At 39.4% G+C, this 15162-nt stretch carries 17 protein-coding genes, 2 rRNA genes and 3 pseudogenes; 5 read left to right on the plus strand and 17 right to left on the minus strand.

Annotated elements, in window-relative coordinates; all coding sequences use genetic code 11:
* Window positions 1-50: 50 nt before the first annotated feature.
* The 6 genes from accB to B0185_RS09620 all read right to left on the minus strand — a co-directional run bounded on the left by accB (window position 51) and on the right by B0185_RS09620 (window position 5712).
* Window positions 51-521, minus strand: a complete 471-nt coding sequence (gene accB, locus B0185_RS09595) for an acetyl-CoA carboxylase biotin carboxyl carrier protein (protein ID WP_005707172.1) — start codon at window positions 519-521, stop codon at window positions 51-53.
* 238 nt (window positions 522-759) lie between these two features.
* Window positions 760-1944 (minus strand): elongation factor Tu, encoded by a 1185-nt coding sequence (tuf, locus tag B0185_RS09600; protein ID WP_078177606.1) that lies wholly within the window; start codon window positions 1942-1944, stop codon window positions 760-762.
* A 70-nt stretch (window positions 1945-2014) separates the two neighbouring features.
* Window positions 2015-4120 (minus strand): elongation factor G, encoded by a 2106-nt coding sequence (gene fusA / locus B0185_RS09605; RefSeq protein WP_005707400.1) that lies wholly within the window; start codon window positions 4118-4120, stop codon window positions 2015-2017.
* Between the two features lie 104 nt (window positions 4121-4224).
* Window positions 4225-4695, minus strand: a complete 471-nt coding sequence (gene rpsG, locus B0185_RS09610; RefSeq protein ID WP_005707405.1) for a 30S ribosomal protein S7 — start codon at window positions 4693-4695, stop codon at window positions 4225-4227.
* Window positions 4696-4833: 138 nt separating this feature from the next.
* Entirely contained in the window at window positions 4834-5208 is a 375-nt protein-coding gene (gene rpsL / locus B0185_RS09615; RefSeq protein ID WP_005543325.1) for a 30S ribosomal protein S12, read from the minus strand.
* Between the two features lie 123 nt (window positions 5209-5331).
* Window positions 5332-5712 (minus strand): helix-turn-helix domain-containing protein, encoded by a 381-nt coding sequence (locus B0185_RS09620; RefSeq protein ID WP_005707406.1) that lies wholly within the window; start codon window positions 5710-5712, stop codon window positions 5332-5334.
* A 293-nt stretch (window positions 5713-6005) separates the two neighbouring features.
* Between B0185_RS09620 and B0185_RS09625 the strand changes: the two genes are divergently transcribed.
* Window positions 6006-6320 (plus strand): hypothetical protein, encoded by a 315-nt coding sequence (locus B0185_RS09625; RefSeq protein WP_005707395.1) that lies wholly within the window; start codon window positions 6006-6008, stop codon window positions 6318-6320.
* A gap of 69 nt (window positions 6321-6389) precedes the next feature.
* On the opposite strand, the gene rfaC is transcribed toward B0185_RS09625, so the two are convergent.
* The 4 genes from rfaC to B0185_RS09645 are packed head-to-tail and all read right to left on the minus strand — an operon-like array spanning window position 6390 to window position 10238.
* On the minus strand, window positions 6390-7343 hold the full coding sequence (gene rfaC / locus B0185_RS09630) for a lipopolysaccharide heptosyltransferase RfaC (protein WP_005707407.1): 954 nt from the start codon (window positions 7341-7343) through the stop codon (window positions 6390-6392).
* Window positions 7343-8386, minus strand: a complete 1044-nt coding sequence (gene waaF / locus B0185_RS09635) for a lipopolysaccharide heptosyltransferase II (RefSeq protein ID WP_005707402.1) — start codon at window positions 8384-8386, stop codon at window positions 7343-7345. Before waaF ends, rfaC begins: the two co-directional genes overlap by 1 nt.
* Window positions 8387-8419: 33 nt before the next feature.
* Window positions 8420-8833, minus strand: coding sequence for an MliC family protein (locus B0185_RS09640; protein WP_005707396.1), 414 nt, complete (start codon window positions 8831-8833; stop codon window positions 8420-8422).
* A gap of 55 nt (window positions 8834-8888) precedes the next feature.
* Window positions 8889-10238: a LysM-like peptidoglycan-binding domain-containing protein gene (locus B0185_RS09645; protein ID WP_005707399.1), complete on the minus strand. Its 1350-nt coding sequence runs from the start codon at window positions 10236-10238 to the stop codon at window positions 8889-8891.
* A 264-nt stretch (window positions 10239-10502) separates the two neighbouring features.
* Between B0185_RS09645 and B0185_RS09650 the strand changes: the two genes are divergently transcribed.
* Together B0185_RS09650 and asd are read left to right on the plus strand one after the other, a co-directional pair.
* Window positions 10503-10871 carry a ComEA family DNA-binding protein gene (locus B0185_RS09650; protein ID WP_005707401.1) on the plus strand — a complete coding sequence of 123 codons (369 nt, stop codon included), beginning with the start codon at window positions 10503-10505 and terminating at the stop codon, window positions 10869-10871.
* 163 nt (window positions 10872-11034) lie between these two features.
* On the plus strand, window positions 11035-11925 hold the full coding sequence (gene asd / locus B0185_RS09655; RefSeq protein WP_005707403.1) for an archaetidylserine decarboxylase: 891 nt from the start codon (window positions 11035-11037) through the stop codon (window positions 11923-11925).
* Between the two features lie 181 nt (window positions 11926-12106).
* On the opposite strand, the pseudogene B0185_RS10485 reads toward asd, so the two are convergent.
* The 4 genes and pseudogenes from B0185_RS10485 to B0185_RS09670 form a co-directional block, all read right to left on the minus strand.
* Window positions 12107-12262 (minus strand): annotated as a pseudogene (locus B0185_RS10485) (IS3 family transposase); the annotation flags it as partial.
* Window positions 12259-12399 carry a hypothetical protein gene (locus tag B0185_RS10490; RefSeq protein WP_370447477.1) on the minus strand — a complete coding sequence of 47 codons (141 nt, stop codon included), beginning with the start codon at window positions 12397-12399 and terminating at the stop codon, window positions 12259-12261. The gene B0185_RS10490 and the pseudogene B0185_RS10485, both read right to left, overlap by 4 nt.
* Window positions 12332-12721, minus strand: coding sequence for a hypothetical protein (locus B0185_RS10380; protein WP_232610061.1), 390 nt, complete (start codon window positions 12719-12721; stop codon window positions 12332-12334). The genes B0185_RS10490 and B0185_RS10380 overlap by 68 nt, the downstream gene beginning before the upstream one ends.
* A gap of 176 nt (window positions 12722-12897) precedes the next feature.
* Window positions 12898-13200: a helix-turn-helix domain-containing protein gene (locus B0185_RS09670; protein WP_050855334.1), complete on the minus strand. Its 303-nt coding sequence runs from the start codon at window positions 13198-13200 to the stop codon at window positions 12898-12900.
* A gap of 256 nt (window positions 13201-13456) precedes the next feature.
* On the opposite strand from B0185_RS09670, the gene B0185_RS09675 reads away from it, so the two are divergent.
* Together B0185_RS09675 and B0185_RS09680 are read left to right on the plus strand one after the other, a co-directional pair.
* A complete protein-coding gene (locus tag B0185_RS09675) occupies window positions 13457-13744 on the plus strand; it encodes a hypothetical protein (protein WP_005707414.1) in 288 nt (95 codons plus the stop codon).
* Window positions 13699-14295: pseudogene (locus tag B0185_RS09680) on the plus strand (FkbM family methyltransferase); the annotation flags it as partial. The gene B0185_RS09675 and the pseudogene B0185_RS09680, both read left to right, overlap by 46 nt.
* Window positions 14296-14313: 18 nt before the next feature.
* On the opposite strand, the pseudogene B0185_RS09685 reads toward B0185_RS09680, so the two are convergent.
* From B0185_RS09685 to B0185_RS09695, 3 genes and pseudogenes are all read right to left on the minus strand, one after another.
* Window positions 14314-14580: pseudogene (locus B0185_RS09685) on the minus strand (transposase); the annotation flags it as partial.
* Window positions 14581-14721: 141 nt separating this feature from the next.
* Window positions 14722-14837, minus strand: a 5S ribosomal RNA gene (rrf, locus tag B0185_RS09690).
* Between the two features lie 138 nt (window positions 14838-14975).
* Window positions 14976-15162: ribosomal RNA gene (locus B0185_RS09695) — 23S ribosomal RNA — on the minus strand; the annotation flags it as partial.

The following is a 15162-nucleotide window of genomic DNA, read 5'->3' on the forward strand; positions in this document are numbered from 1 at the left end:
TGAGAAGTCCTTCGATCAACTCAGGAACCGTTCCCCAACTGCCTATAACATTATTCGATGATGACTAATTTTTGATCGAATTCAACCGCTTCACCATCATTGACAAGGATTGCTTTTACAACACCTGCTTTATCAGATTCAATACGGTTCATCATTTTCATTGCTTCAACAATACAAAGTGCATCACCCACTTTCACTTGTTGCCCTACTTCAATAAATGGTTTCGCATCTGGGCTTGGGCTGCGGTAGAAAGTTCCTACCATTGGAGAAAGTACTGCGTGACCTGAAACTTCAGAAGAAACAGATGATGCTTCTTGAGCTGGAGCAGACTCTGTTGGTGGAGCTACAGGTGCAGAAACTGATGCTTGTTGAGGTGCTGCCACATATTGTACTGCTGCTGGTGCAACAGCTGGAGCCGCACGGCTAATACGTACTGTGCCTTCTTCTTCAGAAACCTCTAATTCGGTAATGCCTGATTCTTCTACTAATTCGATTAATTTTTTGATTTTGCGAATATCCATAGTGAAATTCCATTGGGTTAAATAAATTGACCGATCATTCTGATTTTTACAGAGAAAACCGAATCAACGGATAAAAAAGATGTGCGTAGATTACCTGATTTTCGTGAATTTTGCGATTAAAATCTATGAAATTTAGAGAAAATGTCAGGAACTTAGACCACTTAGAGAGGAAATAAAAACACAAAAAGGCGTACCTTTCGATACGCCTTTTCTTGTGAAGCTCTGACTAAACCATCAATTATTTGATGATTTTAGCAACAACGCCCGCACCTACTGTACGACCACCTTCACGAATCGCAAAACGTAAACCTTCGTCCATCGCGATTGGGTGGATTAATGATACTGTCATTTTGATGTTATCGCCTGGCATTACCATTTCTACGCCTTCTGGTAATTCAATAGTACCAGTTACGTCAGTTGTACGGAAGTAGAATTGTGGACGGTAACCTTTGAAGAATGGAGTGTGACGACCACCTTCTTCTTTTGATAATACGTACACTTCTGATTCGAAGTCTGTGTGTGGTGTAATTGTACCTGGTTTCGCTAACACTTGACCACGTTCGATTTCTTCACGTTTTGTACCACGTAATAATGCACCAACGTTTTCACCCGCACGACCTTCGTCTAATAATTTACGGAACATTTCCACGCCAGTTACTGTTGTTTTCGTAGTGTCTTTGATACCTACGATTTCAACTTCTTCACCCGCTTTGATGATACCACGCTCAACACGACCTGTTACTACTGTACCACGACCTGAGATTGAGAATACGTCTTCGATTGGTAATAAGAATGGTTTATCAATCGCACGCTCTGGCTCTGGGATGTATGTATCTAAGTGGTTTGCTAATTCAAGAATTTTTTCTTCCCACTCTGCTACGCCGTTTAACGCTTGTAACGCTGAACCACGTACTACTGGCGTGTCATCACCTGGGAAGTCATATTGTGAAAGAAGTTCACGTACTTCCATTTCAACTAATTCTAATAATTCTTCATCGTCAACCATATCGCATTTGTTTAAGAATACGATGATGTATGGAACACCTACTTGGCGACCTAATAAGATGTGCTCACGAGTTTGTGGCATTGGACCATCTGTTGCTGCTACTACTAAGATAGCGCCGTCCATTTGTGCCGCACCAGTGATCATGTTTTTAACGTAGTCCGCGTGTCCTGGGCAGTCAACGTGTGCGTAGTGACGAGTTGCTGTATCGTACTCAACGTGTGAAGTGTTGATGGTGATACCACGTGCTTTTTCTTCTGGCGCATTATCGATTTGGTCGAATGCACGAGCTGCACCACCGAAGTGTTTCGCTAATACAGTTGTGATTGCAGCTGTTAAAGTTGTTTTACCATGGTCAACGTGACCGATCGTACCCACGTTTACATGGGGTTTTGTACGTTCAAATTTTTCTTTAGACACTTTGATAGTTTCCTAAAATATGAGCCATAACCTTATGCTATGGCTCGGGTTGAAATAACGATTTATCTAATTATTTAGATTTACGTGCTTCAATGATTGCATCAGCAACGTTTTTCGGAGCTTCAGCATATTTTAATGGTTCCATTGAGTATGATGCACGACCTTGAGTTTGTGAACGTAAGTTTGTTGCATAACCAAACATTTCTGATAATGGAACTTCAGCATTGATCTTAACAACGAATTCTGTTGCTTCTTGACCATTTACCATTGCACGACGACGGCTTAAGTCACCAATTACATCACCAACGTAGTCTGGTGGAGTTTCCACTTCAACTTTCATGATTGGCTCAAGTAATACTGGGTTAGCTTTTGCGAACGCTGCTTTAAATGCTAATGACGCTGCAAGTTTAAACGCTAACTCAGATGAGTCAACATCGTGGTATGAACCGAAGTGTAAACGTACACCGATATCTTCTACTGGGTAGCCTGCTAATGGGCCAGATTTAAGTTGTTCTTGGATACCTTTATCAACTGCTGGGATGTATTCGCCAGGAATTACACCACCTTTGATTTCATTCACGAATTCGTAACCAGGACCTTCTGGATCTAATGGGTATAAGTCAATTACAACGTGACCATATTGACCGCGACCACCAGATTGTTTTGCGTGTTTACCTTCCACATCATTAACACGAGTACGGATAGTTTCACGGTAAGATACTTGTGGTTTACCAATGTTTGCTTCCACTTTAAACTCACGTTTCATACGGTCAACGATGATGTCTAAGTGTAACTCACCCATACCAGAAATGATTGTTTCGCCAGATTCTTCATCAGTATGAACACGGAATGAAGGGTCTTCTTGTGCTAAACGACCTAATGCTAAGCCCATTTTCTCTTGGTCTGCTTTAGTTTTTGGTTCTACCGCAACAGAGATTACTGGCTCTGGGAATTCCATACGCTCAAGGATAATTGGTGCGTCTAATGCACATAATGTGTCACCTGTACCAACATCTTTTAAGCCGATTGCTGCAGCGATGTCACCCGCACGAACTTCTTTGATCTCTTCACGTTTGTTAGCGTGCATCTGTACGATACGACCGAAACGTTCACGTTTTTGTTTTACAGAGTTGTAAACTGTATCACCAGAATTAATTACACCCGAGTACACACGGAAGAAGGTTAAGTTACCTACGAATGGGTCAGTTGCAATTTTGAATGCTAATGATGCAAATGGTTCTTCATCGCTTGCGTGACGCTCACCTTCAGTTTCGTCTTCGTTGATACCTTTGATTGCTGGGATATCAGTTGGTGCTGGTAAGTAGTCGATTACCGCATCAAGCATTGCTTGAACACCTTTGTTTTTGAATGCAGAACCACAGCAAACTGGGATGACTTCACCTGCTAATACACGTTGACGTAATGCAGTTTTGATTTCTTCTTCAGTTAATTCTTCACCAGAGAAGAATTTGTCCATTAACTCTTCAGATGCTTCAGCTGCTGCTTCAACAAGGTTGTTACGCCATTCTTCACATGCTTCTAACATATCCGCTGGGATATCTTCGTATGTGAATGTCATACCTTGGTCAGCTTCGTTCCAGTTGATTGCTTTCATTTTGATTAAGTCAACCACACCTGTGAAGTTTTCTTCTGCTCCAATTGGAAGTTGAAGAGGAACTGAGTTACCACCTAAAAGCGTTTTGATTTGCTCAACAACGCGTAGGAAGTTTGCACCTGTACGGTCCATTTTGTTTACGAACGCAATACGTGGTACAGAATATTTGTTAGCTTGACGCCATACTGTTTCTGATTGAGGTTGAACACCACCTACCGCACAGTAAACCATTACCGCACCATCAAGAACACGCATTGAACGTTCCACTTCGATAGTGAAGTCAACGTGCCCTGGAGTATCGATAACGTTGATACGGTGTTGTGGATATTGTTGTGACATACCAGACCAGAATGCTGTTGTTGCAGCAGAAGTGATGGTAATACCACGTTCTTGTTCTTGTTCCATCCAGTCCATTGTTGCAGCACCATCGTGAACTTCACCGATTTTGTGACTTACACCTGTATAGAATAGAATACGCTCAGAGGTAGTTGTTTTACCTGCATCGATATGAGCACTAATACCAATATTACGGTAGCGCTCAATAGGAGTTTGACGAGCCATTTTTATTTATTACCTTGTTTGGGATTTAAATTAAAATTCTTAATAATGAGGCTTCACCTAATAAACACAAGATGAAGCCTAGCAATTTCGTTTTAAAGCAACGATTACCAACGGAAGTGTGCAAACGCTTTGTTCGCTTCAGCCATACGGTGAACGTCTTCACGTTTTTTCACTGCTGAGCCTTTATTGTCAGCTGCATCTGTTAGTTCGTTTGCTAAACGTAATGCCATTGATTTGTCACCACGTTTACGAGCTGCTTCGATTACCCAACGCATTGCTAATGCATTACGACGAGATGGACGAACTTCAACTGGAACTTGGTAAGTAGAGCCACCCACACGGCGTGATTTAACTTCAACAGTTGGACGTACGTTTTCAAGTGCAGCATCGAACGCTTCTAATGCTTCTTTACCTGTACGTTGAGATAAAGTTTCTAAAGCACCGTAAACGATAGCTTCAGCTGTAGATTTTTTACCATCAACCATTAAAACGTTGATGAATTTTGCAAGTAATTCAGAACCGAACTTTGGATCTGGAAGAATTTTGCGAGGTTCAATACGACGACGACGTGGCATTGTAAATACTCCGTTTATATATATTCAGGATATTCCAAAACTCATCTATTGTAGCTAAACATTGGCTTAGCACGATTGACTGGAGTTTATGGTTAAATTTAAAAATTTAGACGTTTGGCCTTACTTAACGGAGATCCATTAAGCTTTAGGACGTTTAACGCCGTATTTAGAACGACCTTGTTTACGGTCTTTAACGCCAGCACAGTCTAATGCACCGCGTACTGTGTGGTAACGCACACCTGGTAAATCTTTAACACGACCACCACGGATTAACACAACACTGTGCTCTTGAAGGTTATGACCTTCACCACCGATGTATGAAGTTACTTCGAAACCGTTAGTTAAACGAATACGGCAAACTTTACGTAATGCAGAGTTTGGTTTTTTAGGTGTAGTAGTGTATACACGAGTACACACGCCACGTTTCTGCGGGCAAGCCTCTAATGCAGGAACGTTGCTTTTTACAACCTTTTTCACACGCGGTTTGCGTACTAATTGGTTGATAGTTGCCATTTAAAAGCTCCAGTTAAAATTATTAAAAATAAAATTAAAAAATCCTTCCCTTATGGAAAGGACGGTAAATTGTAGTGTGATGCTGGCTAAATGTCAAGGCATTGTGAGAAGTCTGCAAACGGTCTATTTTTCTGATTGTTTTGCATTTTCTAACAACGCAATCACTTTCTTTAATGCTTCAATTTCGCTTTCTTTTGCATTCAGTAGCTGCTTTAATTTCTCATTTTCAAGCGAGAGTTTTTCGTTTGTACCGAAATAGTTATTGTAGTTTGAATGATTATCGCCAATTGAACAAATCACAAAACGTTCATCATCATCAAGTAACTGGGCAACATTCAGATTAAAAACTTGAGCAATTTGTTTTAATTTTTCTACGCTAACATTGGTTTGTCCACGTTCAATCTTCGCATAACCTGTCGTAGACATACCTAATTTCTCCGCTACTTCTTCCTGTGTCCATTGGTTCATTTCACGCATAATTTTGATCTTTTCTGATGATCCCACAATCTACCCTATTAGTCATATTTTCACTCTCTAAGCGTAGCAAATTGCTCTTTGAGTGTCTGGATTAAATTTATACTAAATATAACATAGCAAACCTCTACAGACTAACTTTAATGAGGAAATTTTCCATGAAAAAACTATATGCAGTTATCACGTTTAATGAAAAACAATTAAGAGTAAAAATTGATACAGGAACCAATAAAGTGACTAATGTATCAACAGCTGTAACCCAAAATGCTTGGTATTAAATTCACGCTAAAAATAATATATTTAACTAAATTAGGAACAACATAATGAAAATCTCTAAATTAATTATTCTAGCAAGCATTTGTACAACTTTAGCGGGCTGTGCAAATATGCAACCAATGCCAAAAAAACCCGTCGATAGATGGTTCAAAGATGGCGTAAGTCCTGATATAGCAAAAAGTAAATATGCAAAATGTACCTATGATGTTGGCATGAATAAAGTTGAAGTCACGGAAAAAGACACGCTTATCACCAGTTGCATGGCTGCTGATGGTTATCGTTATGGCGTTCCTAAAAAAGAACTTCAAGAGTGGAAAGATAAAGTAGAATCATTAAGTAAACAAGGGTATATTCTTTACTAATTTCTCATATACAACAACGCTCTAGAAAATACCTAGAGCGTTATCCAAAAAATTAATATCTATACTAGACTACAACTCATTCTCCAACACCTGCAACACCCGATACGGCAAAATGTTTTCCATACCGCTGCCCGTCAGATAATGCTGATTTTTGCCGTAAGCCCCAATCAATTTCGGATCGGTGGCTCCGTATAAAATCACGTTTGGCTTATCCAATGCAGCGGTTAAATGGCTTAAGCCTGTATCAACCGACACTACCACTTTCGCATTGGCGATCTCTTGTGCTAGCTCTGCGAGCATTAATTTAGGCAAGACCACCACATCAGCTGAAATTTTCGCTAGTCGCTCTGCTCTGGCTTTCTCTTCAGCACTCCTCCAAGGTAAATGCACCTGCAGTCCTTGCATTGTAACCGAGCGAATCAGCTCAACCCAATATTCCTCTTTCCAATGCTTGTCTACTCGTGTGGTTGCGTGAATTGCCACCATATAAGCGGTCGGATTTTGTGGCTGTTTTACAAAATGAGGGGCTATGCCGTAATCGCCAATAGTTTGCGGTAATGCATAGCCTAAGGCTTCGGCAAAGAGTTTGCGAATACGCTCCACGGCATGCTGTTGATACGCAATCGAAAAGGTTTTGTCGTAAAACCAGCTACTCAACCCTTCACGGACAGAATGTTTATCGTAACCATATTTTGTTCCTCTGGCTTGCTTGATTACAAGCACTGCACTTTTAATCAAGCCTTGGGCATCAATCACGGCATCATATTCTTCTGTTCGAAGCACTTTCAGATAGGCTTGCCATTCTTGCCACGTTTGGCGATTCAGCAAATTTTTCCGCCAACGACGAATTGCCACGGGAATCACCCGATTAACTGCCGAATGCCAGTGAGGAATTTCCGCAAATAGCTCTTCCACCACCCAATCAAATTGAATGTTCGGAATCGCTTTTTGAGCATCCGTAAGGGCTGGCAAAGTATGAATTACATCCCCCATTGAGGAGGTTTTAACGATAAGGACTTTCATTACGCTTTATTTAATTTACTCAACAATGTCTCCATTACCTTTTCAGGCGTAATATCAATCAAACTTTGGTGATAGCCACCTTGACCTTCACCTTTGCGGATTTTAATCAAGCCACCTTCAATCAAACGAATGACTTCCGCATTTGGTGAAAGAGGGGGGGTATATTGTGGGCTTGTTGGTCCGTAAAGTGCTACGAGCGGCTTATTCAATGCAGCAGCAATGTGCATTAAGCCGCTATCGTTGCTGACCACGGCAACGCAATCGGCAATTAAATCGACCGCTTGATTGAGATCTGTTAGCCCAGCTAGATTAACGCAATAAGAACGAAGATTTTCAGGCAAACTCTCGCAAATCTGCTCGCCCACTTCTTGATCCTTCTTCGAGCCAAATAAGCGAATCGCATAACCTTTTTCAATCAACATCTCCGCCAATTTGGCGTAATGATAATGCGGCCAACGTTTCGCAGGACCGAACTCTGCCCCTGGACAAAAACCAATCACAGAGCAATTTTCAGATACAGCAAGCATATCTGCAAATTTTGCTTTTGTCTGCTCAATTTCGACCGCTTGTGTTTGCAAATAAGGATAAATCAACGGTAAATTCTGCACCGTTGGCACTTGCCCCTTTTCAAAAGCTAACGCTACATAGCGTTGCACCATCATAGGGTAGTCATTTTTATTGGCACGCAAATCATTCAGCAGGAAATAGCGACTTTCCCCCTTCCAGCCTCGACGCACGGGAATTTTGGCAAACAATGGAATAAAGGTAGATTTCAGCGAATTAGGCAACACAATCGCCATATCATATTGATTACGAAGAGATTTTCCCAGTTGGAAACGTTCTCTTAAACGGAAAGCACCATGTCCAATCGGCATAGAAATAGCTTTGTGCACCTCTGGCATTCTTGTCAACAATGGACGACACCAATCAGGTGCCATTACATCAATTTGGCAATCTGGATATTGCACCTTGAGTTGCTGATAAAGGGCGTGCGACATCATCATATCGCCCACCCACGAAGGACCAATCACTAAAATATTCATTTTTTCTCTTAAATTTAACCGCTTGTTTAATGCTTAACGTTGCTTAATGCACTCTTTCGCAAGGGCTTTTTTGTTATTATCATAGAGCTCCGCAATGCCAGAACGCATTTCCCACCATACCCAACGAATATTGCTATATTTCTTGCCGTTTTTTGTGACTGTTGGCGAAAGTGTATGGGTAGTATCCATAAAGGTAACACTAATACTGTTCTTTTTGCCTTTCGTTTTCAATATACGAACTTCTTTATCATTCTTGCACAAATAAAGGTTCATTGCTTGGTTTTTAACCACACTACGTTGAGCAACTTTTTTAACTTGCTCAGTATTGTCACTATTCGTTTTCTGAACTTGCTGCACCTGCTCAACAGGCGAAACAGCAACTTTTGTACAACCCGAAATGAGCAATAATATCAATATAAATAGGCTAATATTAAGCTTTAAAGACATATTTTTCCCCTTTTATAACAAAAGAGCAACGTATTGGCGTTGCTCTTTAGCTTAATTATTTAAAGCGGTAAGTGCCATCTGCTTGGCGAGTAAATTTACCGCCTGAACCGATAGTCATTTCTACCACACGGTTATTTTTATCTAAACGCACAGTTACCTTTTCATTTACTTTTAAACTGCTCACTTTGTTATTCACTTTACTCATTGCATTCACATCAGAAATATTGAGCTGATTATCACGGAATACTTGCATTAATGAGACGCCTTTAGGCACGCTTAATGTTTTGCTCGCCATAACCACATTTTGACTTTTTGCAGCTTCTGTTTTTGCTGCTAATGAAGGAGCTAGTGTGGCTTTATCTACAACTGGCTTACCCGTTTCAACATTTTTTACTAAACGATCTAACTGAGCATTTTGTGATTTCTTAGTATCAAACTCTGCTTTCGTTACCGCCTTAACTTTTGGTTGAACAACTTGTTTATTATTTGCATGATGAGATGCTTTTAATTTCTCAACTTTTGGTTGAGCAACTTGAGCTGTTGGTGTTTCAGGTTGATATACTACACTGCCTTGAGTCGCAGGTTTTTCAGTGACAACCGTCATTGGTTGAGGCTGATTTACTTGCAAGGTTGATTGTGGCTGAGCAAATTCATTTGCCACAGATTGAACAGGCTGCGGTTGTTCTATTTTCTCTACTGGAGAAATAACCTGTTGAGCTAGCTGCTGTGTTTGTTGTTCTAACTGAGCTTGTTGCTGATTTTGTTGCTGAACTAAAGCTTCTTGCTGTGCTTGAGCTTGTGCTTTTGCCTCAGCCTCTTGACGTTGAGCCTCTGCCTCATCTACAGGGCGGAATTCAATAGGTAAGCTACCACCCTGCTGAGATTGTAATTCTTCAACCGTCTCTGGTGTGCTTGGTTTTAATAACCAAAATGCGACACCTAGTGCAACGGCTAATAAAGCAACGATACCCAAACGTCGGTGTTTTGACGAACCTTCTTTTGTATTCTTCTCTGCTGTTGTTTCACTTCTCCCTGTTATAGGAATAACACGCTCTGCTGCATTAATTGTCACTTTTATAGTTTCTGGTAACACAGATTCTATATCTTCTACGGGTTCTTGTGTATTTGTTATAACTTGATCTTTCATCTCTTTTACTTCTTCTACTATATTTTCAGCTTGGGATATAACCTCCTCTTCTATAGGGGAAAAGGCAAATCCTGTAGGATGTGTTGCATCACCACCATCCATTTTAGGCAATTCAGATTTTACTAAGCCTGCGGGTCGAATTACTGGAGTAAAAGTATGCCCTGGCGATTGTGTTATACGTAATGAAGGAATAACTGTTTTAGGATTTTTTGTTTCTAAATCACCAAAAGTAGGTTCTTTGCGTTCATTCTGACTCATATTAAATTCCACGGATTAAAAATAAGATTTTTATTTATTTTAAAGGATTTCTTTCTTATCAGCACGATTTTTCCCCAAAAAATTAATAAATCTTTTGGCTCAGTCAAGTTCATTTTTTCTGTTCACAAATTTACAGCAAAAATCAATCTCTTTTTTCTATTTTTTCGAGTATGCTCGAAAATTCCATTTTTGCTCGTTGCGAGCTTTTCCCTACATCTGTATCTTTCACTTCGGTTCATTAACCATTTTTCACAAGAGGACTTTATGAAAAAAATCAACACATTTGCAATATCGCTTATCGTTGGCTTATTCTCAACCGCAGTATTTGCCAATGAAGTTACAACCCAACCAACAACGCTATCTACACAACCCCCCGTTGTAACTGCACCAGCAACCTCTACAGCACCTGTTAATATTCAGCAGGTTACTGCAGATCCAAACTCTGTAAACATTAACACTGCGTCAGCCGCAGAAATTCAAGACAAACTCGTTGGGATTGGCGGGAAAAAAGCCCAAGCTATTGTGGATTATCGTACCAAAAATGGTGCATTCCTAAGTATTGAGCAATTAAAAGAAGTATCTGGTATTGGAGCGGCGACACTTGAGAAAAACCGCTCACGTATTGTTTTATAATCATTTCTCAGATTTGTTGAACCGAACAGAATTGGGTGGGTTGTGTCTATAAAGATTAAAGAAGACTCAACTCACGTTCGGTTCAACAACCTTTTACATATTTGGTCTTAACCGCTTTTCTGTTATAATCGCCCATTTTCGAAACAACAGAAAGGATAATGTTATGGCACTTAAAGCCTATCCAACTCCAACTTACTGGCAACGTATAAAGATTGCCTGTCACTATCTTTTACCTCAACTTTCCATTACCCGTGTAGCAGGCTGGCTTGCTGAACAAAAATGGGGATCAGTGACTCATCTCATCATCAAACTCTTTGCAAAACAATATAGCGTAAATTTAAACGAAGCAGAAAAAACAGCCCCTTCAGATTATGCAACCTTTAATGAGTTTTTCATCCGTCCATTAAAAGCAGGTGTTCGTCCTATCGTAGAAGGCGAAAACACTATCGCTTTACCTGCGGATGGTTGTGTGAGTGAATATGGTAGCATCGTAGAAAATCAACTTATTCAAGCGAAGGGGCATTTCTTCACACTTGAAACCTTACTTGCTAACGATCTTGAAATGGCAGAAAAATTTAAAAATGGCGATTTTATTACGACTTATTTATCACCTAGCGATTACCACCGTGTACACATGCCGTGTGATGCCGTGTTAAAAAAAATGATTTATGTCCCAGGAGAACTGTTCTCCGTAAATCCATTTTTAGCCGAACATGTGCCAAATTTATTTGCACGCAATGAACGAGTAATTTGTGAGTTTGAAACCGCATTTGGACCGATAGTGCAAATTTTAGTAGGGGCGACCGTTACAGCGAGTATGAGTACTGTATGGGCTGGCATCATCAACCCGCCTCGCCCAAATGAAGTGGTAGAATATCACTATGAAACTGAAGGTGAAAAAGCAATTCATCTGAAAAAAGGTGAAGAGATGGGGGCATTCCGTTTAGGTTCAACCGTCATCAATCTTTTCCCTAAAAATACGATAACCTTTGCGAAAGAAATCCAAACTGGCAATAAAACTAGAATGGGAGAATTATTAGGAACTTTAAACTAATAAGTCAAATTCAAAACCTACAATATTATATAATAGCTACACTATAAAGAAATTGGTGGCTATTTTTAATGTGCGTAAAATATACATATTTTTTGACTATTTTCCTTCCCCTAAAATTCAGGCTATAGTAGACAAAATAGTTGCTAAAAAGAGGGTGATCTGCCCCCAAAAAGTTAGACTGTTATTTAAAGGACTGCTTTCGATATTGTATCGAACTCAGTCCTTTTAATTTTAATTGGATTCGTTCTTCATTATAGTACCAGACATAATCATTGATAACCTTTTCAAGTGCATTAATACCAGTAAACGATTTTCCGTGAAAACACTCCGTTTTCATTCACCCAAAAAGCTTTCCATTGCCACATTATCCAAACAATTCCCTTTTCGAGACATACTTTGAGAAATCCTATTTTTCGCTAATAGGCGTTGGTAGCTCGGCATTTGATAATGGATTCCTTGGTCTGAATGTAATATCAAATTCGTAGTTCTCGGTAATTTTTCCACCGCTTGTAATAGCATTTCTTGCACTAGGGCGACGACTTAATCCATAAGCAATCCGTTCATTATTAAAGCAATCTAAAATCGGGGAAAAAGAGCACTTTTCGTCTTTCACGCTAAATTCGGTAATATCGGTCAGCCACTTCTCATTCGGTTTACTCGCACTAAAATCCCGTTGTAACAGGTTCGGTGCAATTTTGCCTTGTTCACCTTTGTATGAACGATATTTACGCAGTTTCTTCGTGTGAACTTGCAAACCCATTTCTTCAATCAAGCGTTGTAAACACTTATGGTTCACTTCCACGAGCTTCGCACTGACTCGTTGATAGCCATAATTAGGCTCTGCCTGCTTAATATCACGAATTCGGGCTTTTACTGTGCTATCTCTATCAGGTTTGGATGAGCGATGATAGAAGAAGGTACTTCGTGTTCATTTCGCTATAGGTAAAAGTATCTCTAACGGATAATGCTCTCTCAAACTTTGGACTGTTTCTGCCGTTTGGCTTCGTCCCTCTTGATTATTTCGTCCAACTTTTTTAGAAAAGCAACCTCTGCTTCTAGCTCAAGGATGCGTAGGCATAAACGTTCTTCTTCTGTTTTGGGTGGTAGAGGTATTTTAGCGTATTTGGGTTTCATACTTGGGCGACCTTTGAGTTTGGGTTGGAGCCCATTTATACCGTTTTTCCGAAAGGCTTTTAACCATTGACTAATGGTTCCACCACTCGCAATACCAAAGTAAAGCGCAGCATTTTCCATCGAAAATCTACCAGAGAGAATGGTTTAAACACCTACTAAAATTCCAATGAAAAGACGCATAAATTACCTATTATTTCTGAAAACTTGGGATGGTTTACTATGAAATACAGCAAAATGCGATGAAAAAGTGCAGTTGGAAGATAACATATAAGAGATTCGTAAGTCGTACGGAGAATTTGTACGGATGATTAAAAATTAATTCCTTTGTTTATTTTATCGTACAAAGAGTTCTATTTTTGTTATAGTATCGGTAATTTAAATCTAAGGCATATTATTTATGAAAACATCTATTTATCAATTAAAGTGGGGAACCTTTAATCTTATTGAAGGGGATTTTATTAGCCAATATGCTGCACTTTATGGCGAATGGTCAGATGTAGAAGTTCAATTTTTTTTGGAAAACCTAAATTCTTCAAGTAATGTCATTGAAGTTGGTTCGAATATTGGAATGCACGCAGTTCCTATTGCAAAGAAAATAAGTGGGGGGGGGGTAAATTATTTTGTTTTGAACCTCAAAGGGTTATTTTTCAGACACTTTGTGCAAATTTGTCGCTTAATCAATTAACAAATGTTTATGCCTATAATTTGGGGGTTAGTGAAAATGAACAGTTGATTGAGATTCCCTCATCAAATTATGATACTGCTTGGAATTATGGGAGTTTTTCATTAGATAAAGGGTTTAGCACTGAAGATAATTTTGTAGGCCTAGAATCTAAGGAGTTTATAAATGTCATTTCTCTAGATAAACATCCAGAAATTAATCGATTGGCAGGTATAGAACTATTAAAAATTGATGCAGAAGGATTTGAGCTAAATGTGTTAAATGGTGCAAAGAATATCATAGATAGGCATAAGCCTATAATTTTTGTAGAAGCTCATATTCATCACTCTAATGAGTTGATATCCTATTTGGATAAGATTGGTTATAAGTGTTATTGGTTTATTTCTGAACGTTATCAAAAAAATAACTACTTTAAGCAGGAGCAATCTCTTGGTGGAATGGACTTTAATTTAGCTTGTTTCCATAAGAGTAAGCTATCAACCTTACCAGAGGAACTACGGACAACACCAAATAATTTATTAACTGAAATACCAATAGTAACAAATTTGATCTGACCCCAAAAAGTTAGACTGTTATTTAAAGGACTGCTTTCGATATTGTATCGGACTCAGTCCTTTTAATTTTAATTGGATTCGTTCTTCATTATAGTACCGTACATAATCATTGATAACCTTTTCCAGTTCATCAATGTTAGCAAACGATTTTCCATGAAAACACTCCGTTTTCATTCGCCCAAAAAAGCTTTCCATTGCCACATTATCCAAACAATTTTCTTTTCGAGACATACTTTGAGAAATCTTATTTTTCGCTAATAGGCGTTGATAGTTCTGCATTTGATAATGGATTTACCGCCAATCTTAATCAGTTAGAGAGTTAGTCTAACTTTTGGGGTACAGATCAGAAACCAATATAATAAGAAATATAAAAATCAAAAACCCCATACCTTACGATACGGGGTTATTCGCTTTCGCTGTAATTCAATCTGGCGATGCCCTACTCTCACATGGGGAAACCCCACACTACCATCGGCATTACGGCATTTTACTTCTGAGTTCGGAATGGATTCAGGTAGAACTACCGCACTATAGTCGCCAGAATATTCTGTTTTAGCCTTGAGCTTCGTTTCTTACTCTGCTCTGACTTAATATTCTTTTGATTTTATTTTTTGTTCTTCTTTGGCTTTGTTCTTCTCTTCTTAAATTAAAAACAAGCTGTAAAAACACTTGAGCGTTGTATAGTTAAGCCTCTCGGGCAATTAGTATGTGTTAGCTCAACGGCTCGCACCGCTTACACACCACACCTATCTACGTCGTAGTCTCCAACAACCCTTACAGTCTTATAAACTGGGAGAACTCATCTCAAGGCAAGTTTCGTGCTTAGATGCTTTCAGCACTTATCTCTTCCGCATGTAGCTACCCGGC

Origin of the sequence: Haemophilus parahaemolyticus, from assembly GCF_002015035.1 — a bacterium.
In the GTDB taxonomy this organism is placed as follows: domain Bacteria; phylum Pseudomonadota; class Gammaproteobacteria; order Enterobacterales; family Pasteurellaceae; genus Haemophilus_A; species Haemophilus_A parahaemolyticus.